Genomic DNA, 21,716 nt, shown 5'->3' with positions numbered 1-21,716 from the left:
TAAATATTAACCGTTAAAAACTTTCTCTAATGAAATACCTCTCTCACGAGCAATAGTTTGAGCACTTCTTAATTGCAATAATGCATCAAAAGTAGCTTTTACTACATTATGTGGGTTTGATGATCCTTGAGACTTAGATAATACATCATGTACTCCTACTGCTTCAAGAACTGTTCTTACAGCTCCACCAGCAATAACTCCTGTACCAGGAGCTGCAGGAATGATGTTTACTCTTGCTCCACCATACTTACCTTTTTGTTCATGTGGTAATGTTCCCTTAATAATAGGAATACGTACAAGGTTCTTTTTAGCATCTTCAATAGCTTTTGCAATTGCACTTGCTACATCTTTAGATTTTCCTAAACCATGTCCTACAACACCTGCTTCATCACCAACCACAACGATTGCTGAAAAACCAAATGCTCTACCACCTTTTGTTACTTTAGTAACTCTCTGTACACCAACTAAACGATCTTTAAGATCTAATCCACTTGGTTTTACTAACTCTGCGCTTTTGTATTTTTGATACATAATTTCTTAGAATTTAAGTCCTGCTTCTCTAGCTCCTTCAGCTAATGATTTTACTCTTCCGTGATATAAGTATCCACCTCTATCAAAAGAGATTGTACTAATTCCAGCTTTGATTGCTTTTTCGGCAACTGATTTCCCTACTAAAGTAGCTACTTCAGACTTATTACCTTTTGCAGAACTAATGTCTTTATCTCTTGAAGATGCTGCTGCTAAAGTTTTACCTGTAACATCATCAACTACTTGAGCATAAATTTCTTTATTACTTCTAAAAACAGCTAATCTAGGTCTCGCTTCTGTACCAGAAACAATCTTACGGATTCTGTTTTTTATTCTTAGTCTTCTTTCGTTTTTTGTTAACGCCATAACTTAATTATTATGCTGATTTACCAGCTTTTCTTCTGATTATTTCACCTACAAATCTAATACCTTTTCCTTTGTAAGGTTCAGGTTTTCTAAATCCACGAATTTTCGCAGCTACTTGTCCAACAAGTTGTTTGTCATGTGATGTTAACTTAATTAATGGATTTTTACCTTTATCTGAAACTGTTTCCACTTTCACTTCTGGTGCAATACTCATAACAATGTTATGAGAGAAACCTAAAGCTAACTCTAATCTGTTACCTTGGTTACTTGCTCTATATCCTACTCCAACTAGCTCAAGCTCTTTGGTAAATCCTTTAGATACACCTTCAACCATGTTGTTAACAAGTGATCTGTATAAACCATGCTTAGCTTTACTTTCTTTATTATCTGATGAACGTGTTACTGACACATTAGCATCTTCAACTTTAATATCTACAGTATCATAAGGCTGAGATAATTCTCCCATTTTACCTTTTACTGTGATTACGTTATCTTTTACTTCTACAGTAACTCCTTCTGGAATTGCAACTGGGTTATTTCCTATTCTTGACATCTCTTTCTCCCTTTTAGATTAGTAAACGTAACATAAAACTTCACCACCAACATTTTCACGTTGTGCTTGCTTACCTGTCATTACTCCATGAGAAGTAGAAACGATAGCAATACCTAACCCGTTAAGAATACGTGGTAATTCAGTAGAACTAGAATATTTACGTAAACCAGGCTTACTGATTCTTTGTAATTTTCTAATTACTGGTTCTTTTGTTTCTTTATTGTACTTAAGAGCTATTTTAATAGTCCCTTGTACAGAAGAATCATCGAACTTATAACTTAAAATATATCCTTGATCGAATAAGATTTTAGTTATGTCCTTTTTTAAATTTGATGCAGGAATTTCTACAACTCTGTGATTAGCACGCACTGCGTTTCTAATTCTAGTCAAGAAATCTGCAATTGGATCTGTATACATATGTATTGATTTGCGGACTTGGTTTTCGCATTATTGCGAACCTTAGACCAATTTATAATTTTACCAACTTGCTTTTTTAACGCCAGGTATTAAACCTTGATTTGCCATCTCTCTAAATGTAACACGAGAAATACCAAAATTACGCATATAACCTTTAGGCCTTCCAGTTAATTTACAACGATTGTGCATACGTACTGGAGAAGCATTTTTAGGTAACTTTTGTAATGCTTCATAATCTCCAGCTTCTTTTAAAGCTTTACGTTTCTCAGCATATTTAGCTACTGTTTTAGCTCTTTTCACCTCGCGGGCTTTCATTGATTCTTTAGCCATAACTTAGTTTTTTTGAAAAGGTAATCCTAATTCGGTTAATAATGATTTTGCTTCTTTATCTGTTTCAGCAGAAGTTACAAATGTAATATCCATTCCTGAGATTTTATTGATTTTATCAATATCAATTTCAGGGAATATAATTTGTTCAGTAACTCCTAAATTGTAGTTACCTCTTCCATCAAAACCTTTAGCTTTAATTCCTCCAAAATCTCTTACACGTGGTAAGGCTGAAGTTACTAAACGATCTAAAAATTCGTACATTCTTTCTCCTCTTAACGTAACCATAGCGCCAATTGGCATACCTTTACGTAATTTGAAAGTTGCAACATCTTTTTTAGATAGTGTTGCTATAGCTTTTTGTCCTGTTATAGTTGTTAGTTCATCTACTGCGTAGTCAACTAATTTTTTATCTGCAACTGCTGCACCAACTCCTCTAGATACTACTATCTTTTTTAGTTTTGGTACTTGCATTACATTACTATAACCAAATTCTTCTGTAAGAGCTGCAATTACTCTGCTTTTATACTCTTCTTTAAGTCTCGGTGAATATGCCATAACTATATTACTTCATTAGATTTTTTAGAAAATCTCACTTTCTTATCTCCTTCCATTCTATACCCAACTCTTGTTGTTTCTCCTTTAGAAGTTAACAATGATAAGTTCGATATTTGAATAGGAGCTTCTTTTTCTACGATTCCTCCTTGTGGGCTCTGTGCACTTGGCTTAGTGTGTTTCTTCACCATGTTTACACCCTCAACGATCGCTTTGTTCTTATCGGCTAATACTTTTTGTACTTTCCCTTCTGATCCTTTATGATCTCCAGCAATTACTTTTACAGTATCTCCAGATTTTATTTTAAGCTTTGTCATCTTGATTTATCAATTAAAGCACCTCTGGTGCCAATGATACAATTTTCATGAATTGTTTATCACGAAGTTCTCTAGCAACAGGTCCAAATACACGTGTTCCTCTCATTTCACCCGTTGGGTTTAAAAGTACACAAGCATTATCATCGAATCTAATATAAGATCCATCTGGACGTCTTACTTCTTTTTTTGTACGTACAACAACTGCAGTAGAAACAGCTCCTTTTTTAATGTTTCCATTAGGAGTTGCATCTTTTACTGTAACAACAATTTTGTCACCTACAGAAGCGTATCTTCTTTTAGTACCACCTAGAACACGTATTGTTAATACTTCTTTTGCTCCAGTGTTATCTGCTACTTTTAGTCTTGATTCTTGTTGTACCATAATTACTTCGCTCTTTCAATTATTTCAACTAATCTCCAACATTTAGATTTACTTAAAGGTCTTGTTTCCATGATCTTTACAGTATCTCCAATGTTACAATCGTTTGTCTCGTCGTGTGCAACGTATTTCTTCGTTTTTAACACGAACTTTCCGTACATAGGGTGTTTTACTTTTTTAACTTCAGAAACCACAATTGATTTCATCATTTTGTTACTTGTAACAACTCCTATACGTTCTTTTCTTAAGTTTCTTTTTTCCATCATTAAGCAGAATTATTGTAATTCTCTTTTAGTTAATTCCGTTGCCAATCTTGCCACGTCTCTTCTTACAGAACGTAATTGGATTGGGTTATCTAAAGGAGATATTGCATGTGCCATTTTTAGGTCTGAATAACTCTTTTTTGTCTCACTAAGTTTATCTTGTAACTCAGCTACAGATAATTCTTTAATTTCTGATTGTTTCATAATATCAAATAAATTATGCTTCGTAATCTCTAGCGATTAAAAACTTAGTTTTTACAGGTAATTTTTGTGCTGCTAAACGTAATGCTTCTTTTGCAACGTCTAATGGCACTCCTCCTATTTCAAAAAGGACTCTACCTGGCTTAACTACTGCTGCCCAATATTCTACACCACCTTTACCTTTACCCATACGTACTTCAAGAGGTTTCTTTGTAATAGGCTTGTCTGGAAATATCTTAATCCAAAGTTGCCCTTCTCTTTTCATGTAACGAGTAGCTGCAATACGTGCTGCTTCTATTTGACGCGAAGTTAAAAAATTCGAGTCTAGTGATTTTATTCCAAAAGTTCCATTTGAAAGTTGATGCCCTCTTCCGGCATTACCTTTCATACGTCCTTTTTGTTGTTTACGAAATTTTGTTCTTTTAGGCTGTAACATTTTTCTTGTTCTTTAAAAAATTACTTTCTACGACGAGATTGGTTCTTATTATCTCTACCACCACGTCCACCTTTTCCTTGCTTCTTAGATAATCCAACAAGAGGAGAAAGTTCTCTTTTACCATATACTTCACCTTTCATGATCCATACTTTAACACCTAATCTACCATAAGTAGTATGTGCCTCAACTAAAGCATAGTCAATATCGGCTCTAAAAGTTGATAAAGGAATACGTCCTTCTTTGTAGTGTTCAGAACGTGCCATTTCAGCACCATTTAAACGACCACTAATTTGGATTTTAATTCCTTCAGCGTTCATACGCATAGTAGCAGCAATAGCCATCTTAATTGCACGTCTATATGAAATTCTATTTTCAATTTGACGAGCGATACTTGTTCCTACTAAGAATGCATCAAGTTCAGGTCTTTTAATCTCAAAGATGTTAATCTGAACTTCTTTACCAGTAATTTTCTTAAGCTCTTCTTTTAACTTGTCTACTTCCTGCCCACCTTTACCAATAATGATACCTGGTCTTGCAGTTGTAATAGTAACGGTTACAAGTTTTAAAGTTCTCTCGATGATTACTCTACTTACACTAGCTTTAGATAAACGCGCGTGAACGTATTTTCTAATCTTATCGTCTTCGGCAAGTTTATCACCATAATCGTTTCCTCCGTACCAGTTAGATTCCCATCCTCTGATAATTCCTAAGCGATTCCCGATTGGATTTGTCTTTTGTCCCATATCTATCTTAGCTTTGTGTATTATTGTTAGCTCCAACTACGATTGTTACGTGGTTAGAACGTTTTCTTATTCTGTGTGCACGACCTTGAGGTGCTGGACGTAATCTTTTTAACATAGATCCTCCGTCAACTCTAATCTCTTTAACAAAAAGTTCAGCCTCTTCAATAGATGCATCTTCATTTTTAGCTTGCCAGTTTGCAATTGCAGAAACCAACAATGTCTCTAAACGATTAGAAGCTTCTTTTTGAGAAAACTTTAAAATGTTAAGTGCTTTTTCTACGCGTTCACCTCTTACTAAATCGGCTACTAAACGCATTTTTCTCGGTGATGTAGGACAGTTATTAAGCTTAGCAAAAGCAACTTGCTTTTTACCTTCCTTAATAGCGTCTGCCATTTGTTTTTTACGACTTCCCATAGCTACTACTTTTTACCTTTATTTTTAGCTCCAGCATGACCTCTAAATGATCTTGTTGGTGAAAATTCTCCTAATTTATGACCTACCATGTTTTCAGTAACATATACTGGAACAAATTGACGGCCATTGTGAACTGCAATAGTTTGTCCAACAAAATCCGGAGTAATCATACTTGCTCTTGACCAAGTTTTGATAACTGTTTTTTTGTTAGCTTCTACATTAGCAGCCACTTTTCTTTCTAATTTATAATGAACGTAAGGTCCTTTTTTTAATGATCTTGCCATGTCTTATTTTTTTCTACGTTCAATAATATATTTATTACTCGCTTTAGTTTTAGAACGTGTTCTATATCCTTTAGCTGGTATACCGTTTCTAGAACGTGGATGACCACCTGCAGATTTACCTTCCCCACCACCCATTGGATGATCTACCGGGTTCATTACTACTGGTCTTGTTCTTGGTCTTCTACCTAACCATCTTGATCTACCTGCTTTACCTGACACTAATAATTGGTGATCTGAATTAGATACTACACCAATTGTAGCCATACAAGTAACTAAGATTAATCTTGTTTCACCTGACGGTAATTTGATAGTTGCGAATTTACCATCTCTTGCCATTAATTGAGCAAAAGCACCTGCACTACGAGCCATAACTGCTCCTTGTCCTGGACGTAATTCTACACAAGAAATGATTGTTCCTAATGGAATGTTCGCTAAAGGCATTGCATTTCCAATTTCTGGAGCTACATTTTCACCTGAAACAACAGTTTGTCCAACTTGCAAACCATTTTGAGCAATGATATAAGTTTTCTCACCATCTTGGTAATTTAATAAAGCGATAAACGCTGTACGGTTAGGATCGTATTGGATTGAAGCAACTTCTGCAGGAATTCCTGCTTTAGCTCTTTTAAAATCGATAATACGATACCTTTTCTTATGACCACCACCTTTGTAGCGCATAGTCATACGACCTTGACTGTTTCTACCACCTGAACGTTTTTTCGGAGCTAATAAACTTTTCTCCGGCTTATCAGTTGTAATGGCGTCAAATCCATTAACAACTCTAAATCGCTGTCCTGGTGTGATTGGTTTTAATTTTCTTACTGACATTTGTCTTTAATTACATGTTAGTGTATAAATCAATTATCTCACCTTCCGCCAGTTGTACAATTGCTTTTTTCATTGCATTTGTTTTACCATGTTGAATACCAGTTTTTGTATACTTAGTACTTCTATCTGGACGGACATTTATAGTACGAACTTTTTCAACAGAAACTCCATAAGCAGCTTCCACTGCTTTTTTAATTTCTACCTTGTTCGCCTTTGTGTTCACGAAGAAACTGAAGCAGTTGTTTAACTCACTGTTTGCAGTCGCTTTTTCTGTGATTATAGGTTTAATTAAGATATTCATCTGTTTCTTATTTACTTAAATTCGTTACAATTCCTTCTAAAGAACCTTCTAAAAGCACTACTTGATTTGCATTTAAAATCTTATAAGTACTTAATTCTGAGCTAGTTACAACTTCAGACCCTTTTAAATTGCGTGACGACAAATATACATTATTATTTGACGCACCCAACACGAAGAGAGATTTTTTGTTTTGTAAGTCTAAAGCTTTCAAAATATTAGTGAAATTTTTAGTCTTTGGAGAGTCGAAATTGAAGTCTTCTAAAACAACAATTGCCTTCTCACTTGCCTTAATACTGAAAGCTGATTTACGAGCTAATCTTTTTAAGTTCTTATTAAGTTTGAAACTGTAGTTTCTTGGTCTAGGACCGAACATACGACCTCCACCTTTAAAAACACCAGACTTAATAGAACCTGCTCTCGCTGTACCAGTTCCTTTTTGCTTCTTAATCTTACGTGTAGATCCGGTAATTTCAGCTCTTTCTTTAGCTTTATGAGTACCTTGTCTTTGGTTTGCTAAATATTGTTTAACATCCAAATACACTGCATGATTATTAGGCTCAATAGCAAAAACATCGCTAGAAAGGTCTGCCTTTCTACCTGTTTCTTTTCCGTTTATATCTAAAACTGCTACTTTCATTATTTTCTAATCGTTACATAAGCGTTTTTATGACCAGGAACACATCCTTTAACCACAAGTAGATTCTTTTCAGTAACTACTTTTAAAACTCTTAAATTTTGAACTTTTATAGTGTCTCCACCCATTCTTCCTGCCATTTTCATTCCTTTGAAAACACGAGCAGGGTATGATGCAGCTCCAATAGATCCTGGTGCTCTTAAACGGTTATGTTGACCGTGAGTAGCTTGACCTACACCACCAAAACCATGACGCTTTACAACACCTTGAAATCCTTTACCTTTTGATGTTCCTGAAACATCAACAAATTCACCTTCTGTGAAGTGTTCTACAGTGATAGCATCACCTAACTTGTACTCCTCATCAAAACCTTGAAACTCAACAACTTTGCGTTTAACAGAAGTACCTGCTTTTTTAGCATGACCTAAATCAGCTTTTGTAGCACTTTTTTCTGTCGCGTCATCGAAACCAAGTTGAATAGCTTCATAGCCGTCAACTTCTTCAGTTCTGACTTGGGTAACGATACATGGTCCAGCTTCGATTACTGTACATGGAATGTTTTTTCCATTCTCATCGAAGATGCTGGTCATACCGATTTTCTTTCCAATTAACCCAGACATAATTATTATTTATTTATTGTTATTATTTATTAAAAACATTCAAGGCTGAAAATACGTTTCAGCCTTGAATTGTATTTTTACCGTTTTTCCTTCGCTCGCAGCTTAGGACATGTTAGTTCTACTTAAACTTTAATTTCTACTTCTACTCCACTTGGCAATTCAAGTTTCATTAAAGCATCAATTGTTTTAGAAGATGAAGAGTAAATATCTAATAATCTCTTATAAGAGCTTAATTGAAATTGTTCTCTAGACTTCTTGTTTACGTGTGGTGAACGTAATACAGTGAAAATTTTCTTGTGTGTTGGTAATGGAATTGGCCCAGTTACTACAGCACCAGTACTCTTTACTGTTTTTACAATCTTATCAGCAGACTTGTCAACTAAATTGTGATCGTAAGACTTTAATTTTATTCTAATTTTTTGACTCATTTTCTTTAGTTTTAAGCTTCTATACCTTTAGCTGCTTTAATTACTTCTTCAGATATATTAGAAGGAGTTTCCGCATAGTGTGAAAATTCCATTGTTGAAGTTGCTCTACCAGAAGACAATGTTCTTAATGTTGTAACATAACCGAACATTTCAGATAATGGCACAGTTGCTTTTACAGTTTTTGCACCAGCTCTATCTCCCATGTCACTTACCTGACCTCTTCTTCTATTTAAATCACCTACTATATCACCCATATTCTCTTCTGGAGTAATAACTTCTAGCTTCATAATAGGCTCCATTATTACAGCTTTAGCTGCTTTGGCAACGTTTTTAAAACCTAATTTAGCTGCTAATTCGAAAGATAATTGATCCGAATCCACATCGTGATAAGAACCATCTTTTAAAGTAATTTTCATAGCATCTACTTCGAAACCTGCTAATGGCCCATTTATCATTGCTTGCTTAAACCCTTTTTCAATTGAAGGAATAAACTCTTTAGGAACATTACCACCTTTAATTACAGATTCAAACTGAAGTCCAACTTGTCCTTCATCTGCAGGCTCAATAGTAAATACAATATCTGCGAATTTACCACGACCACCAGATTGTTTTTTATAAACTTCTCTATGGTCTGCAGAAGCTGTTATAGCTTCTTTATATTCAACCTGAGGCTGCCCTTGATTCACTTCAACTTTAAACTCACGTTTTAAACGATCTACAATTACATCTAAGTGAAGCTCACCCATTCCTGATATAATAGTTTGCCCTGAAGCTTCGTCTGAACGCACTGTAAATGTTGGATCTTCTTCAGCTAGTTTAGCCAAACCAATACCTAATTTATCTACATCTGCTTTAGTTTTTGGCTCTACTGCGATACCAATTACTGGATCTGGAAAATCCATAGACTCTAAAACTATAGGATGTTTTTCTGCTGAAAGTGTATCTCCTGTTTTTATAGATTTAAATCCAACAGCAGCTCCAATATCTCCAGCTTCTATATACTCAATTGCATTTTGCTTGTTAGCATGCATTTGGTAGATACGTGAAATACGCTCTTTCTTACCAGAACGATTATTTAACACATAAGACCCCGCATCTAAACGTCCAGAATACGCTCTAAAAAATGCTAAACGCCCTACAAAAGGATCGGTAGCAATTTTAAATGCTAAAGCCGCGAAAGGCTCCTTTACATCTGGTTTACGAATTTCTTCTTGTTCTGTATCTGGGTTCATACCAACAATACCTTCCTTATCTATTGGAGAAGGTAAGTAACGACATACAGCATCTAATAAAAATTGTACACCTTTGTTTTTGAATGCAGAACCACAAATCATAGGAATAATTGCCATATCCATTACAGCAGCCCTAAGTGCAGCATGCACTTCTTCCTCTGTAATAGACTCTTCATCTTCCATAAATTTCTCTAAAAGATTCTCATCATAACTTGCTACTTCTTCAATTAAAAGCGCACGGTACTTACGAGCTTCTTCTTTCATATCCTCAGGAATTTCGATAACATCGAAAGTTGCTCCTTGAGTCGCATCATGCCATACTATAGCACGATTTTTCACTAAATCAATAACACCTTTAAAATCTTCTTCATCACCAATGTTTAAAACGATTGGCACCGCGTTAGATTTCAACATGTCTTTTACTTGTTGACAAACACCTAAAAAGTCTGACCCTTGACGGTCCATTTTGTTAACAAAACCAATTCTTGGCACTTTATAGTTATCTGCTAATCTCCAGTTAGTTTCAGATTGTGGCTCAACACCATCAACTGCACTAAATAAAAATACTAAACCATCTAATACACGTAAAGATCTATTTACCTCTACAGTAAAATCTACGTGACCTGGAGTATCTATGATATTAAAATGATATCCTTTTGTTTCTGGTGTAGGTTCTCCGTTTTCAATTGGGAACTTCCACTCACATGTTGTAGCCGCAGACGTAATAGTAATACCACGTTCTTGCTCTTGCTCCATCCAGTCCATTGTAGCAGCACCATCATGCACTTCTCCAATCTTATGTGAAACCCCTGTATAATAAAGAACACGCTCTGTTGTTGTTGTTTTACCAGCATCAATATGAGCCGCGATTCCAATATTTCTTGTGAATTTTAAATCTCTTGCCATTTCTAATTAAAATCTAAAGTGAGAGAATGCTTTATTTGCTTCAGCCATTTTATGAGTATCAACTCTTTTCTTAACCGCTGCTCCTTCTTCTTTAGCTGCCGCTAAAATCTCAGAAGCTAAACGTTGCGCCATAGACTTTTCATTTCTCTTTCTTGAAAAACTAATCAACCATTTCATAGCTGTAGAAACCTTACGGTCTGCACGTATTGGGTTAGGAATTTGAAATGTTGCTCCACCAACTCTACGACTACGCACTTCTACGTGAGGCATAACGTTAGACAAGGCATCTTTCCAAACCTCTAATGCTGTTTTTTCTTCATCTGTTTTTTTCGACTCTACGATATCTATTGCATCGTAAAATACCTTAAAAGCTACTGACTTCTTTCCATCCCACATCATCATGTTAACAAAACGAGTTACTAACTGATCATTAAAACGTGGATCTGGTAAAAGCGGTCTTTTTTTCGCTGCTCTTTTTCTCATGTCTTCTTCTTAAAGTTTTTAAAAATTACTTTTTAGGGCGTTTTGCTCCATACTTAGATCTACGTTGCGTTCTTCCCTCGACACCTGCGGTATCTAAAGCTCCACGAACAATGTGATATCTAACTCCTGGCAAATCTTTTACCCTTCCACCTCTAACCAATACTATCGAGTGCTCTTGTAAATTGTGACCTTCTCCAGGAATGTAAGCGTTCACTTCGTTACCATTTGTTAATCTAACACGCGCTACTTTACGCATTGCTGAGTTAGGTTTTTTTGGTGTCGTTGTGTATACACGCGTGCACACTCCTCTTCTTTGAGGACACGAATTTAAAGCAGCCGATTTACTCTTCTTGGTTATTTTGGCTCTTCCTTTTCGTACTAATTGTGAAATTGTTGGCATATATCTATTATATATAAATTTATTTTACCTCTTCTAAGAGGGCTGCAAAGGTAGAAATTAATTTTTGAATTTCAAATCGTAAAAGATTAATTTTCAATACTTTTTTAAATTTCCTTTTCAGACTATATTATATGAGTAGTTTTTCCGTTAGTTTTACACAATATTTAATCTATCCATAACTTGCAAAAACAAATTATTTTATACTTATTATGCCTTTCTTTTTTTTCTACGGAATTAATCGCCCAAAATTTAAACCTTAAGGTTACCGGGGCGAACGATAAAGAAACTATAATTATTAATAACTATAACTATAAAAAAAATCATATAGATTATAGTTCTATTTCTTCTGAAGTTGATTCGCTACATAAAAACATAATTAAAACGGGATATATTGAAAGCTCTATAATTTCATCAAAAAAAACAAATGACAGTTCTTTTGTTTTTAATCTTCAACTAAATAACAAATATGAAACTATTAATATATATTACGACAACAAAAAAGTTAATAAACAGATCATAGATATAGTATCCAATGAAAGTTTTGACGACTTTTTCAACATTCCTTTTACTGAAACTGAACGAGTACTTTCTTTTATTAATAGTAAAATTGCTAATCAAGGTTTTCCTTTTTCAAAAATTAGACTTTCAGAAATAAAACCAAAAGATAACAAAACACTAACTGCAAACCTTATAATAATTGAAGGAGAATCTAAAAGAGGTTTAGATAAAATTATATTAAAAGGCTATGACAAGTTTCCTAAATCGTATTTAAAACATTATTTAAAAATCAAACCTTCAGAAACTTTTAGTATCGAAACTATAAAAAAGAAGATTAATACATTAGATAATTTACGTTTTGCAAATCAAATTAAAGCGCCCGAAATTTTATTTACTAAAGACTCTACTCAATTATATTTATATATTGAAAAATCTAACAGTAATACTTTTGATGGCTTTTTAGGTTTTAGCACAGATGAAGAAACTAACAAACTAGACTTTAACGGGTATTTAGATTTAAATCTAATAAACAATTTTAACTATGGTGAGTCACTAAAACTTTTATATAAGAGTAATGAAACAGAACAAAAAAATTTCGAAGCCAAACTAAATCTCCCCTATATATTAGGCACTCCAATTGGAACCGAATTGGAATTAAACATACTCAAACAAGATAGTAGCTTCTCTACAACAAATCAAAAAGCAAAATTATTTTATTTACTAAATTCAAAAAACACATTTTTTCTAGGAATAGAGTCCATTGAATCTAACAATCTATTAAACAATATAAACATAAATTCTCTAGATGATTATAAATCCAATTTCTACACTATTCGTTATGACTATGAAAATAGAAAAAATTACAATACTCTTTTTCAACTCAACACACTAATATCTATAGAAGCAGGTTTTGGATCAAGAAATTTAAACAACATTAAAGAAGAGCAAACAAAACTCACTTTAAACGCTCATCATATTCTCTATTTAAATGATAGGAATAGTATATTTATTAGGACTTACGGCGCTTTTTTAATTTCTGAAAACCATTTAAAAAATGAACTTTTTAGATTTGGAGGAATTAATTCAATCCGTGGATTTCAAGAAAGTAGTCTTTTAGCTACAAAATTGATTGCTTTAAATACTGAGTATAGATATAAATTAAGCAATAATATTTATGCTCATACCATAATTGATTTTGCAAATTTAAATAATGAAATTGATGAAATAAAAGAAAATCTATACGGGTTTGGCTTAGGTTTTGGAATTCTAACAAAAGCAGGCCTACTAAGGTTTAACTACGCAAATGGAAAAACAGAAAGTCAACAATTTAAATTTTCAAATTCAAAAATTCATTTAAGTTTAACCGCTATATTTTAGTCTTCAAAATTCAGTTTAAATCAAATACCAACATGTAGATATTAATAAATTTAACTAAAACGTTGTTTTTTTAATAATTAATTAGGAATTTTACTTCTGACTAATTCAAACAAAAAAACAAACATGAAAACAAAGTTTAGTGGAATTTTAACGCTATTTCTAGCGTTTGTTGTGCAATTCTCTTTTGCGCAAGAAAAAACAATATCTGGTACTATTATAGATCAGGATGGTCTACCTATGGCTGGAGTGAATATCATTATGAAAGGGACAAACAATGGTACTCAAACAGATTTTGATGGTAATTACAGCATTGAGGCCAATACTGGTGATGTATTAATATATACTTTTATTGGGTATTTTGATAAAGAAGTAACTGTAGGAAGCGATAACAATATTAGCTTCACTATGGAACCTGATGTTTCTGCTTTAGATGAAGTAGTAATAACAGCATTAGGTATTAAAAGAAAAGCAGATGAGTTAACATCTTCTAGTCAAGTTGTAAAAGCTGAAGAATTAACTAATGCTCAAACTAATGACGTTGTTCAATCACTTTCTGGTAAGGTGTCTGGTCTTCAGATTAATACAACTTCAACAGGTGTAAACCCTAATACTGATATTGTTTTAAGAGGTTTAGGTTCGATATCTGGAGGTAATGAAGCTTTAATTGTAATTGATAATGTAATATCTAGCACAGGGATTCTAAATACTATAGATCCAAATACTATAGATAATATTAATGTGATGAAAGGTGCCAGTGGAGCAGCTTTATATGGAGTAAGAGGTTCTAATGGTGTTATAATTGTTACAACAAAAAAAGGAACTAAAGATGATTCTAAATTCAGTATCAACTTTAATTCAACTGCTACTGTTGAAGAAATAGCATATTTACCACAAAGACAAGATCGTTTTGGACAAGGATGGGAAGGTGACTTAGATTGGACTGATCAAGGTGCTTGGGGACCTGAATTTGACGGTTCTTCTCAAGTAGTTGGTATACCGTTTCCAGGAGCTACAGATTGGAGATTTGCTCCTTATGAGCATATTGAAGACAACATTAAACCTTTCTTTAATACTGGTACAACTTTTCTTAATTCTTTAAGTTTTGCTTCTGGTAATGAAGATGGTTACATTAACCTTTCTTTAAACAGAAGAGAAACATCTGGTTTAGTACCTAATGATAAGTATACTAAAAACTACTTTAGTGTTAATACTGGTAAACGAAGCGGCAAATTTAGAGTTAGTGCTATTGCTAGATATATTGATGAAAAAACGGATAGATCAGCGACTGGTTTATATAGAAATTTAAATCAAACTCCTACCAATGTAAGAGTTCAAGATTTTGATTCTGGTAATATAATAGACCACTGGACATTATATGCCGACAATCCATATTGGTTAGTAGAAAATGACCGTAGATTAGCAAAAGTTAATACTTTTGAGCTTCAAGGTGAATTACAATATTTCTATAACGATAACATAAACATTCTTTTAAGAAGTTCTGTAAATCTTGAAGATTTTGACCGTTTAGATAGCACAAATGAAGACGGAACAGATATAAGTATATTAGGTACACCTCAAGGTATAGCTTCTTCTTTTGACAAATTAAAAAATACAGAAAGAACGTTATACACAGATTTAATTGCAACTTTTGATTATGATTTAACAGAGAATATTTCTTTATTAGCGCATGGTGGATTAAACTCAACTCAAATTAAAACTGATCTTGTTAGTTTTGGAGGAAATAATTTAGTTATAGACGGTCTTTTTAGTATTGATAATATTACTGGAACACCAAGAACAACTCAAAATTTTTCTGAAAGGAGATTTATAGGTGCTTATGCAGATGCTCAATTTGGATACAAAGATTTCGTATTTGTTAATCTTACAGCAAGAAATGACTGGGATAGTGCACTAAGCAAAGCTAACCAATCTTTTTTCTATCCAAGTGCTGGTATTTCTTTTATACCTACTAAAGCTTTTCCAGGTATAAAAAATGATATTTTACATAAAGCAAAGATTTCTGCATCATTTATAAAAACAGGTAATGCAAATGCTTTAAGTCCATACGACATTAATAATTTAGCAACTCAAGCTCCAGGTTTCCCGTATGGAAACTTAAACTCATTCGTCAATTCAACTTCTGGTACAGACTTTAATATTGTTAATGAATTTGTTAACACACTTGAATTTAATGCCAATCTAGACTTATTAAAATTGAATAACATTCCTCGTGTAAATCTTGATATAGCTTATAGTTTTCAAACAAACTCAGATCAAATATTAACGACTACAGCTTCTTCTTCTTCTGGATTAACTAATGCTACACTTAATGTTGGAGAAACAGAAACTAAGGCTTTTGAATTAGATTTAGGATTTACACCTATAAAAACGAAAGATATAGAATGGAATGCAGCTATAGGCTACTCTACATATAAAACTATCGTAAACAAAGTAACTGATAATTCTACACAAATTTTAACTAGATTTTATCAAAACGGAGCTGGAGGTCAAGTAGGTACTGTTGGTGTATTTGCTATAGAAGGTGAAGAGTATCCACTTATTAGAGGAACCGGCTACACTAGAGATGACCAAGGTAGAGTTGTTCTAGATGCTAACGGAAACCCTATACAAAGTTCAGATTTACAAACATTAGGAAAGGTAACTCCTGACTATATTTTAAATTTCAAAACAGGAATTAGATATAAGAATTTAACGTTTAATGCTGTTTTAGATTACAGAACAGGACATAGTTTCTATTCAAATGTAGCTAATAACTTAAATCAAGTTGGTGGTACTATAGAATCTGCTCAAAACGGAAGAAAAGCATTCCTTTTCCCAAATTCTACTGTACAAGGTACAGGCGTAACTAATAACAGTGTTTTAACTGGTGGGTCTACTCCTGCTGCTTTCCAATCTTATATACAAGATAACTATGAAAGTTTTGATGAAAACTTTGTATTGGATGCAACAGCTCTTAAAATTAGAGAGGTCTCTTTAAATTATGATTTAAATAGCAAATATCTTAAAAATACTCCTATAGAAAGTTTAAGACTTGGACTTTCTGGAAGAAATTTATATACTTTTTTACCAAGAGAAAACAGAGGATATAATGATCCTGAAGTTGGTACAGGTTTAGGTAACTATAGCCAAACACCACCATCAAGAACGTATTCACTTAGTTTAAACGTAACTTTTTAATAAAAAAAATTATGAAAAAAATAAATAAAATACTATCTATTACTTTAGCAATGATGTTTCTTATATCATGTGAAAGAAGTTTAGATATAAATAATGATCCAAACAACCCATTAAGCAGCCAAACAAATCCAGATATAGTATTACCTGGAGCTTTAACAAGAAGTGGTAGTACGCTTATAGTTACAATGAATAATCTTGGAAATACTGTAGGTGGAGCTTGGGGTGGTAATGTTCTAGAGTTTTCTGGGCCATATAACGACGAATTTAGATACAATGTTACTAGTACATTCTATGATAATATATGGGATAATCTATATACTAGAACTTCAAATTTCACAAGTATCATTAATTTTGAAAGTGAAGAAAATTATGACAACCATAAAGCTATAGCTCGTATTATGAGAGCCTTCTATTTTCAATACTTAGTAGACCTATATGGTGATATTCCGTATTCTGAAAGACATCAATTAAACGAGAATATTACGCCTGCGTATGATGATGCAAAATCTATATACAGAGATTTAGTTTCTGAAATAAACATTGCAAATTCTTTAATTGATAATGCTTCCGCTGACGCAGAATCTGTAGCTAATTCTGATATAATATTTCAAGGAAATATGACTATGTGGAAAAAATTTGCTAACACTATTAAATTAAGAATATTAATGCGTCAATCTTTAATGACGGATGCTGAAACTCAAAATCATATTACTAGTGAATTAAATGGGTTAACCACATCAGACTTCTTAGGTGCCGGAGAAAGCGCTACAATGAATCCTGGTTATGCAAATGATGCTGGAAGACAGACTCCTTTTTATGGAAGTTTTGGTTTTCAAGCTAACGGAGTTCCTACAGGAGGTAATAGAAGTGCAGTTGGCTCTGAATACATAATAGATTTACTACAAAATAATGGAGATAGTAGATTACAAAGATTATTTAGAACTAATGATGCTGGTTTATACGTAGGTATACAACAAGGTGCTTTATTAGGTAGTCTTCCAGCTGGAACTACACTTTGTAAAATGGGAGTTGGTGTTGGTGTTGAAGCTGCTAGTGATGCAAATGCTTCAAGAGATGCTATTATTATGACTGCTGCCGAGAGTTTATTTTTACAAGCTGAAGCAACACAAAGAGGTTATAATATTGGAGGTAATGCTCAAAGCCTGTTTGAAAGTGGAATAACGGCTTCATTTAACCAGTTAGGAGCTGGATCTGCTGCAGGTTATATAGCTAGTGTTGCTAACACTGAAGGTTTAGGATGGAATAGCTCTAACCCAATTGAAGCTATATTAGCTCAAAAATGGATAGCATTAAGCTGTATCAATGGAGCAGAAGCATGGATAGAAATGACAAGAACCGGTTTTCCTAATGTTCCTTTATCTTTAACACAACAAACAGGATCTAGACCAAATAGACTATTATATCCTCAATCGGAAATATCTGGTAATTCAGCTAATGTACCAAGTCAAACGACTCAGACAGCATTTAGCACAAAGATTTTCTGGGATGTTAACTAATAAAAAAAAGAAAATGAAAAAAATCAAATTAATATTCGCATTAATAGCTATCGCACTCACTTACACTTCATGTTTAGTTGATGACGAAGCTGATTCTCAAGTGTTTGCTGAAACACCATTTGTTGTAGGTTTTGAAAGATCTACTGACACTTATGTATTAACTCCGACAATTACTGACACACAATCATCTGGAGATATACACGTTCAATTAACAGGTGGAAATAGTGGTATCTATGCTTCTTCTAACATGGTTTTTAGATATGAAGTAGACAGTTCTACTACTCTTACAGATGCAGACTATAATATTACTAGTACTTCTGATACTTTTACTATTCCAGCAAATAGAGAAGTAGCTGATGAATTATTTAGTTATGAAATTATACCAACAAACATCCCTTTTGACGAACCAAAACAATTAGTTATTAATTTGGTACCTGTATCAGGTCCTGATAGTGTTGGCGGTCAATTAGTAATAAATGTTACTAGATGTGATCCTCCACTAGTTGGCGCATATACAGCTGCAAATACTATAAATGGTTCATCTAATGGAGATGGTGAAGCTGTAAATATCATTGCTCTAGGATGCAACCTTTATCAGATGGATAATTTACCAAATTTCAACGGTGTATTCGCTTTAGATTTCTTCTTAAATGATGATAATTCAATAACTTTCACTGGTACTCTTGGAGATTTCTCTAATGTAGTAACTGGTTCGGGAATATTACTAGCTAATGGAACTATTCAAGTCAATGACTGTGATGTTGCAAATACCAATACCGGAATTGATATGAGCTTTGACTTAGTGCCAAATTAACAATTAAATACATTAAAAATCATGAAAAATTATATATATAATAAGCTTCCTCTAATAGCTTTACTATTAACTTTTTCTTTTTCTATTACATCATGTAATGAAGATGAGACACTAGTAAGAGAAGGAAAGCCAACATTAAGTTTAGCAGCAAAATCAACAACAGCTACTGAAGGGGAAAATGTTTCTATGGATTTCGAGTTGTCATTTCCTATAGGAAGTATATCTCAAGTTCGAGTTGAAGTTGTGGGAGGTACTGCAGTTGAAGGAGAAGATTACAGTTTTAATCTAGGTACAGTTGACGATCAAGGTGGTGGTTTTTTTGGTGGTGACGGCTATTACGCTGAAATGCCTGCATACTTAACAAGTTATACTTTGAGTGACTTTATAACTATAGCAGAAAACAATCAAGCTGAATCTGCAGAAACGATACAATTAAGATTATTTTCAGTTTCTAAGGCAGAAGCTCTTGTTGATGATACATTTACTATAACTATTAATCCTCACAACGAACGTTGTGCATGGTCATTATCAATGTCTGATTCTTATGGTGATGGATGGAACGGAGGTTTCATTTCATTAGATGTTAATGGTAATATTAGTAATTATTCAAATCAAGATTTAGATGGCGTACAAGGATATACTTTAGAAACTCAAGTTATTGATGTTTTTATTGAAGATGGCGCTCAATATACATTTACATATAATGCTGGAGCAGGAAATGGCGGTGGACCAGGATACGATTCTGAAAACACTTATATATTGACAGCACCAGATGGTACTACAATGTTTGCTGATGGACCAACACCTATAGATGGTGATATAACATCTGGAACAAACACATGTAATTAATTTATTAAAAATTAAATTTAAGCCACCTCTATTGAGGTGGCTTTCTCGTTTATTATGAAAAGAAAATACTTAATAATCATAATCAGTTTACTTATAAATCTACTATATTCTCAAAATACAGTTGGTATTATAACTAATGAAAATGATGCATATAATGGATATACTTTATTTGCTCCAAACAATTCAAATAGTACATATTTAATAAATAATTGTGGAGAAAGAGTACATGAATGGATAACAAATACGCCTCCAGGTAATTCTGTTTATCTATTAGAAAATGGAGACTTATTAAAAGCAGGGAGAGTTGCAAATAATGACATTTCATTTGGAGGCGTTGGTGGAAAAATTGAAAAATATAATTGGGATGGAGATTTAATATGGGAATACATATACTCAACGAACCTTGTTAGTCAACACCATGATATATACCCTTTACCAAATGGAAACATCCTTATGCTGGCTGTAACAACTATTACAGAAATTGATGCTATAGAAGCAGGTAGAGATCCAAATTTAATAAGCGAATCGAAATTATATAATGAACAAATATTAGAATTAGAGCCTACCGGAACAAATACAGCTAATATTATATGGGAATGGAATTTTAAAGACCATCTTATTCAAGACATAGATCCAGCTAAAAGTAATTATGGTGTAGTTGCAGACAATCCACAATTATTGAATATAAACTTCTTAAATAACAATAATGTAAATCCTAATTGGTTACATATAAACTCAATACAATACAATGAAGATTTAGATCAAATAATACTAAGCTCAAGATTAATGAGTGAAATATATATTATTGATCATTCAACTACTACAGCAGAAGCAGCAGCACATACAGGCGGAACTTACGGGAAAGGTGGAGATATTTTGTACCGATGGGGAAATCCACAAGCATACAATAGAGGATCTGCTACAGATAGAGTTTTATTTGGTCAACACTTTCCACATTGGATTGAAGATGGATTAACCGATGCAGGTAAAATAATTATATTTAACAATGGTAACTCTAGAGGTTATTCCTCTATAGATATTATAAATCCACCAACATCATCGCCAGGATTTTACCTTACAACTAGCGATGCTTATGGGCCAAACTCTGCAGAATGGATTTATAGTGATCCTACGCCTTCAAATTTTTTTTCTGCCATTCTATCAAGTGCTACAAGGCTTGAAAATGGAAACACACTTATTTGTGATGGTGATTCTGGTTATTTTTTTGAAATTGATCCAAGTAATAATATAGTTTGGGAATATATAAATCCCGATTCCAATACTGGGATTTTGTCGCAAGGTGATACTCCAATAGCAAATTTCGTCTTTCGCGCTACAAAATATCCAACAGACTATGTCGCCTTTACAGGACGTGATTTAACCCCTTCATCCCCTATAGAGTTAAACCCAAACATAGACAATTGTAATATATTGAGTGTAGATGACTATAGTTATATTAATACTCCTAAGATTAAAGTGCATCCAAATCCCACTATGGATTTTATTACTATTGAATCAAAATCATTAGTACACCTAATAACTCTATATGATATATATGGTAAGAAGGTAAAAGAGATTAAAAACCAAAAATCTATTAACCTAAAAGATATGAAAGTTGGGGTGTATATAGCACGTATAAGTACAAACAACAATGAAACGTTTATAAAAAAAATAATAAAGAAATAGCTTATTAAAACAAGCTTACTAATTTTAAATATTAAGACTCAGATATATTCAAAATTATGTGGATTATATCCATTTTTATCAAATCTAAATGAAATATTATGACAAAAAAGTTGGTTAATTAACTTTTTATTATGATTTTTGGCACAGACTAATTCAAATAA

At 33.3% G+C, this 21,716-nt stretch carries 28 protein-coding genes; 6 read left to right on the top strand and 22 right to left on the bottom strand.

Going from position 1 to position 21,716, the window contains the following annotated elements; translation table 11 throughout:
* Positions 1-6: 6 nt before the first annotated feature.
* The 22 genes from rpsE to rpsL all read right to left on the bottom strand — a co-directional run bounded on the left by rpsE (position 7) and on the right by rpsL (position 11,616).
* Positions 7-531 carry a 30S ribosomal protein S5 gene (rpsE, locus tag Q0997_RS13885; RefSeq protein WP_299889871.1) on the bottom strand — a complete coding sequence of 175 codons (525 nt, stop codon included), beginning with the start codon at positions 529-531 and terminating at the stop codon, positions 7-9.
* A gap of 6 nt (positions 532-537) precedes the next feature.
* Entirely contained in the window at positions 538-894 is a 357-nt protein-coding gene (gene rplR, locus Q0997_RS13880) for a 50S ribosomal protein L18 (RefSeq protein WP_299889870.1), read from the bottom strand.
* Positions 895-904: 10 nt separating this feature from the next.
* Positions 905-1,447, bottom strand: coding sequence for a 50S ribosomal protein L6 (gene rplF, locus Q0997_RS13875; protein ID WP_299889868.1), 543 nt, complete (start codon positions 1,445-1,447; stop codon positions 905-907).
* An 18-nt stretch (positions 1,448-1,465) separates the two neighbouring features.
* A complete protein-coding gene (rpsH, locus tag Q0997_RS13870; protein WP_013869030.1) occupies positions 1,466-1,864 on the bottom strand; it encodes a 30S ribosomal protein S8 in 399 nt (132 codons plus the stop codon).
* Between the two features lie 60 nt (positions 1,865-1,924).
* Positions 1,925-2,194, bottom strand: coding sequence for a 30S ribosomal protein S14 (gene rpsN / locus Q0997_RS13865; RefSeq protein WP_299889866.1), 270 nt, complete (start codon positions 2,192-2,194; stop codon positions 1,925-1,927).
* 3 nt (positions 2,195-2,197) lie between these two features.
* Entirely contained in the window at positions 2,198-2,749 is a 552-nt protein-coding gene (rplE, locus tag Q0997_RS13860; RefSeq protein WP_299889864.1) for a 50S ribosomal protein L5, read from the bottom strand.
* A 2-nt stretch (positions 2,750-2,751) separates the two neighbouring features.
* A complete protein-coding gene (rplX, locus tag Q0997_RS13855) occupies positions 2,752-3,063 on the bottom strand; it encodes a 50S ribosomal protein L24 (RefSeq protein WP_299889862.1) in 312 nt (103 codons plus the stop codon).
* A gap of 13 nt (positions 3,064-3,076) precedes the next feature.
* Positions 3,077-3,445, bottom strand: a complete 369-nt coding sequence (rplN, locus tag Q0997_RS13850) for a 50S ribosomal protein L14 (protein WP_111659928.1) — start codon at positions 3,443-3,445, stop codon at positions 3,077-3,079.
* Positions 3,446-3,447: 2 nt separating this feature from the next.
* Positions 3,448-3,705 (bottom strand): 30S ribosomal protein S17, encoded by a 258-nt coding sequence (gene rpsQ / locus Q0997_RS13845; RefSeq protein WP_248027972.1) that lies wholly within the window; start codon positions 3,703-3,705, stop codon positions 3,448-3,450.
* A 12-nt stretch (positions 3,706-3,717) separates the two neighbouring features.
* On the bottom strand, positions 3,718-3,909 hold the full coding sequence (gene rpmC, locus Q0997_RS13840) for a 50S ribosomal protein L29 (RefSeq protein WP_299889859.1): 192 nt from the start codon (positions 3,907-3,909) through the stop codon (positions 3,718-3,720).
* A gap of 13 nt (positions 3,910-3,922) precedes the next feature.
* Positions 3,923-4,342, bottom strand: coding sequence for a 50S ribosomal protein L16 (rplP, locus tag Q0997_RS13835; RefSeq protein WP_299889857.1), 420 nt, complete (start codon positions 4,340-4,342; stop codon positions 3,923-3,925).
* Between the two features lie 20 nt (positions 4,343-4,362).
* The gene (gene rpsC / locus Q0997_RS13830; RefSeq protein ID WP_013869038.1) at positions 4,363-5,085 is read right to left on the bottom strand and encodes a 30S ribosomal protein S3; all 723 of its coding nucleotides are present in this window, start codon (positions 5,083-5,085) and stop codon (positions 4,363-4,365) included.
* Between the two features lie 7 nt (positions 5,086-5,092).
* Complete coding sequence (gene rplV, locus Q0997_RS13825) at positions 5,093-5,500, bottom strand: 50S ribosomal protein L22 (RefSeq protein ID WP_299889855.1); 408 nt, start codon at positions 5,498-5,500, stop codon at positions 5,093-5,095.
* 5 nt (positions 5,501-5,505) lie between these two features.
* Positions 5,506-5,784, bottom strand: coding sequence for a 30S ribosomal protein S19 (gene rpsS, locus Q0997_RS13820; RefSeq protein WP_013869040.1), 279 nt, complete (start codon positions 5,782-5,784; stop codon positions 5,506-5,508).
* 3 nt (positions 5,785-5,787) lie between these two features.
* Positions 5,788-6,612 carry a 50S ribosomal protein L2 gene (gene rplB, locus Q0997_RS13815; protein WP_299889853.1) on the bottom strand — a complete coding sequence of 275 codons (825 nt, stop codon included), beginning with the start codon at positions 6,610-6,612 and terminating at the stop codon, positions 5,788-5,790.
* 10 nt (positions 6,613-6,622) lie between these two features.
* On the bottom strand, positions 6,623-6,913 hold the full coding sequence (gene rplW, locus Q0997_RS13810) for a 50S ribosomal protein L23 (RefSeq protein WP_299889851.1): 291 nt from the start codon (positions 6,911-6,913) through the stop codon (positions 6,623-6,625).
* Positions 6,914-6,920: 7 nt separating this feature from the next.
* Positions 6,921-7,550, bottom strand: coding sequence for a 50S ribosomal protein L4 (gene rplD, locus Q0997_RS13805; protein ID WP_299889849.1), 630 nt, complete (start codon positions 7,548-7,550; stop codon positions 6,921-6,923).
* Positions 7,550-8,167 carry a 50S ribosomal protein L3 gene (gene rplC / locus Q0997_RS13800; RefSeq protein ID WP_299889848.1) on the bottom strand — a complete coding sequence of 206 codons (618 nt, stop codon included), beginning with the start codon at positions 8,165-8,167 and terminating at the stop codon, positions 7,550-7,552. The genes rplD and rplC overlap by 1 nt, the downstream gene beginning before the upstream one ends.
* A gap of 122 nt (positions 8,168-8,289) precedes the next feature.
* Positions 8,290-8,595, bottom strand: coding sequence for a 30S ribosomal protein S10 (gene rpsJ / locus Q0997_RS13795; protein WP_007650482.1), 306 nt, complete (start codon positions 8,593-8,595; stop codon positions 8,290-8,292).
* Between the two features lie 11 nt (positions 8,596-8,606).
* Positions 8,607-10,733 (bottom strand): elongation factor G, encoded by a 2,127-nt coding sequence (gene fusA / locus Q0997_RS13790; protein WP_299889846.1) that lies wholly within the window; start codon positions 10,731-10,733, stop codon positions 8,607-8,609.
* Positions 10,734-10,739: 6 nt separating this feature from the next.
* Positions 10,740-11,216 (bottom strand): 30S ribosomal protein S7, encoded by a 477-nt coding sequence (rpsG, locus tag Q0997_RS13785; RefSeq protein ID WP_299889845.1) that lies wholly within the window; start codon positions 11,214-11,216, stop codon positions 10,740-10,742.
* A gap of 25 nt (positions 11,217-11,241) precedes the next feature.
* Positions 11,242-11,616: a 30S ribosomal protein S12 gene (gene rpsL / locus Q0997_RS13780; protein ID WP_044399731.1), complete on the bottom strand. Its 375-nt coding sequence runs from the start codon at positions 11,614-11,616 to the stop codon at positions 11,242-11,244.
* Between the two features lie 180 nt (positions 11,617-11,796).
* Here rpsL and Q0997_RS13775 point away from each other — a divergent pair, with 180 nt between their 5' ends.
* The 6 genes from Q0997_RS13775 (at position 11,797) to Q0997_RS13750 (ending at position 21,555) form a co-directional block, all read left to right on the top strand.
* A complete protein-coding gene (locus Q0997_RS13775) occupies positions 11,797-13,491 on the top strand; it encodes a hypothetical protein (RefSeq protein ID WP_299889841.1) in 1,695 nt (564 codons plus the stop codon).
* 123 nt (positions 13,492-13,614) lie between these two features.
* The gene (locus tag Q0997_RS13770) at positions 13,615-16,689 is read left to right on the top strand and encodes a SusC/RagA family TonB-linked outer membrane protein (RefSeq protein WP_299889838.1); all 3,075 of its coding nucleotides are present in this window, start codon (positions 13,615-13,617) and stop codon (positions 16,687-16,689) included.
* Between the two features lie 11 nt (positions 16,690-16,700).
* The gene (locus tag Q0997_RS13765) at positions 16,701-18,206 is read left to right on the top strand and encodes a SusD/RagB family nutrient-binding outer membrane lipoprotein (RefSeq protein WP_299889836.1); all 1,506 of its coding nucleotides are present in this window, start codon (positions 16,701-16,703) and stop codon (positions 18,204-18,206) included.
* 13 nt (positions 18,207-18,219) lie between these two features.
* Positions 18,220-19,020, top strand: a complete 801-nt coding sequence (locus tag Q0997_RS13760) for a hypothetical protein (RefSeq protein ID WP_299889835.1) — start codon at positions 18,220-18,222, stop codon at positions 19,018-19,020.
* 21 nt (positions 19,021-19,041) lie between these two features.
* On the top strand, positions 19,042-19,869 hold the full coding sequence (locus Q0997_RS13755; RefSeq protein ID WP_299889833.1) for a hypothetical protein: 828 nt from the start codon (positions 19,042-19,044) through the stop codon (positions 19,867-19,869).
* A gap of 54 nt (positions 19,870-19,923) precedes the next feature.
* Positions 19,924-21,555: an aryl-sulfate sulfotransferase gene (locus Q0997_RS13750; RefSeq protein WP_299889832.1), complete on the top strand. Its 1,632-nt coding sequence runs from the start codon at positions 19,924-19,926 to the stop codon at positions 21,553-21,555.
* Positions 21,556-21,716: the final 161 nt, after the last annotated feature.

This window comes from uncultured Lacinutrix sp., assembly GCF_947500325.1.
Taxonomy (GTDB): Bacteria; Bacteroidota; Bacteroidia; order Flavobacteriales; family Flavobacteriaceae; genus Lacinutrix.
The sequence above is the reverse complement of the archived record's forward strand: the minus strand, read 5'-3'. Positions and strand labels throughout refer to the sequence as shown.

What these genes read in the sequence shown, in the direction of transcription:
- rpsE (WP_299889871.1), bottom strand. Translation starts at nt 531, where the DNA reads ATGTATCAAAAATACAAAAGCGCAGAGTTAGTAAAACCAAGTGGATTA.
- rplR (WP_299889870.1), bottom strand. Translation starts at nt 894, where the DNA reads ATGGCGTTAACAAAAAACGAAAGAAGACTAAGAATAAAAAACAGAATC.
- rplF (WP_299889868.1), bottom strand. Translation starts at nt 1,447, where the DNA reads ATGTCAAGAATAGGAAATAACCCAGTTGCAATTCCAGAAGGAGTTACT.
- rpsH (WP_013869030.1), bottom strand. Translation starts at nt 1,864, where the DNA reads ATGTATACAGATCCAATTGCAGATTTCTTGACTAGAATTAGAAACGCA.
- rpsN (WP_299889866.1), bottom strand. Translation starts at nt 2,194, where the DNA reads ATGGCTAAAGAATCAATGAAAGCCCGCGAGGTGAAAAGAGCTAAAACA.
- rplE (WP_299889864.1), bottom strand. Translation starts at nt 2,749, where the DNA reads ATGGCATATTCACCGAGACTTAAAGAAGAGTATAAAAGCAGAGTAATT.
- rplX (WP_299889862.1), bottom strand. Translation starts at nt 3,063, where the DNA reads ATGACAAAGCTTAAAATAAAATCTGGAGATACTGTAAAAGTAATTGCT.
- rplN (WP_111659928.1), bottom strand. Translation starts at nt 3,445, where the DNA reads ATGGTACAACAAGAATCAAGACTAAAAGTAGCAGATAACACTGGAGCA.
- rpsQ (WP_248027972.1), bottom strand. Translation starts at nt 3,705, where the DNA reads ATGGAAAAAAGAAACTTAAGAAAAGAACGTATAGGAGTTGTTACAAGT.
- rpmC (WP_299889859.1), bottom strand. Translation starts at nt 3,909, where the DNA reads ATGAAACAATCAGAAATTAAAGAATTATCTGTAGCTGAGTTACAAGAT.
- rplP (WP_299889857.1), bottom strand. Translation starts at nt 4,342, where the DNA reads ATGTTACAGCCTAAAAGAACAAAATTTCGTAAACAACAAAAAGGACGT.
- rpsC (WP_013869038.1), bottom strand. Translation starts at nt 5,085, where the DNA reads ATGGGACAAAAGACAAATCCAATCGGGAATCGCTTAGGAATTATCAGA.
- rplV (WP_299889855.1), bottom strand. Translation starts at nt 5,500, where the DNA reads ATGGGAAGTCGTAAAAAACAAATGGCAGACGCTATTAAGGAAGGTAAA.
- rpsS (WP_013869040.1), bottom strand. Translation starts at nt 5,784, where the DNA reads ATGGCAAGATCATTAAAAAAAGGACCTTACGTTCATTATAAATTAGAA.
- rplB (WP_299889853.1), bottom strand. Translation starts at nt 6,612, where the DNA reads ATGTCAGTAAGAAAATTAAAACCAATCACACCAGGACAGCGATTTAGA.
- rplW (WP_299889851.1), bottom strand. Translation starts at nt 6,913, where the DNA reads ATGAATATCTTAATTAAACCTATAATCACAGAAAAAGCGACTGCAAAC.
- rplD (WP_299889849.1), bottom strand. Translation starts at nt 7,550, where the DNA reads ATGAAAGTAGCAGTTTTAGATATAAACGGAAAAGAAACAGGTAGAAAG.
- rplC (WP_299889848.1), bottom strand. Translation starts at nt 8,167, where the DNA reads ATGTCTGGGTTAATTGGAAAGAAAATCGGTATGACCAGCATCTTCGAT.
- rpsJ (WP_007650482.1), bottom strand. Translation starts at nt 8,595, where the DNA reads ATGAGTCAAAAAATTAGAATAAAATTAAAGTCTTACGATCACAATTTA.
- fusA (WP_299889846.1), bottom strand. Translation starts at nt 10,733, where the DNA reads ATGGCAAGAGATTTAAAATTCACAAGAAATATTGGAATCGCGGCTCAT.
- rpsG (WP_299889845.1), bottom strand. Translation starts at nt 11,216, where the DNA reads ATGAGAAAAAGAGCAGCGAAAAAAAGACCGCTTTTACCAGATCCACGT.
- rpsL (WP_044399731.1), bottom strand. Translation starts at nt 11,616, where the DNA reads ATGCCAACAATTTCACAATTAGTACGAAAAGGAAGAGCCAAAATAACC.
- Q0997_RS13770 (WP_299889838.1), top strand. Translation starts at nt 13,615, where the DNA reads ATGAAAACAAAGTTTAGTGGAATTTTAACGCTATTTCTAGCGTTTGTT.
- Q0997_RS13765 (WP_299889836.1), top strand. Translation starts at nt 16,701, where the DNA reads ATGAAAAAAATAAATAAAATACTATCTATTACTTTAGCAATGATGTTT.
- Q0997_RS13760 (WP_299889835.1), top strand. Translation starts at nt 18,220, where the DNA reads ATGAAAAAAATCAAATTAATATTCGCATTAATAGCTATCGCACTCACT.
- Q0997_RS13755 (WP_299889833.1), top strand. Translation starts at nt 19,042, where the DNA reads ATGAAAAATTATATATATAATAAGCTTCCTCTAATAGCTTTACTATTA.
- Q0997_RS13750 (WP_299889832.1), top strand. Translation starts at nt 19,924, where the DNA reads ATGAAAAGAAAATACTTAATAATCATAATCAGTTTACTTATAAATCTA.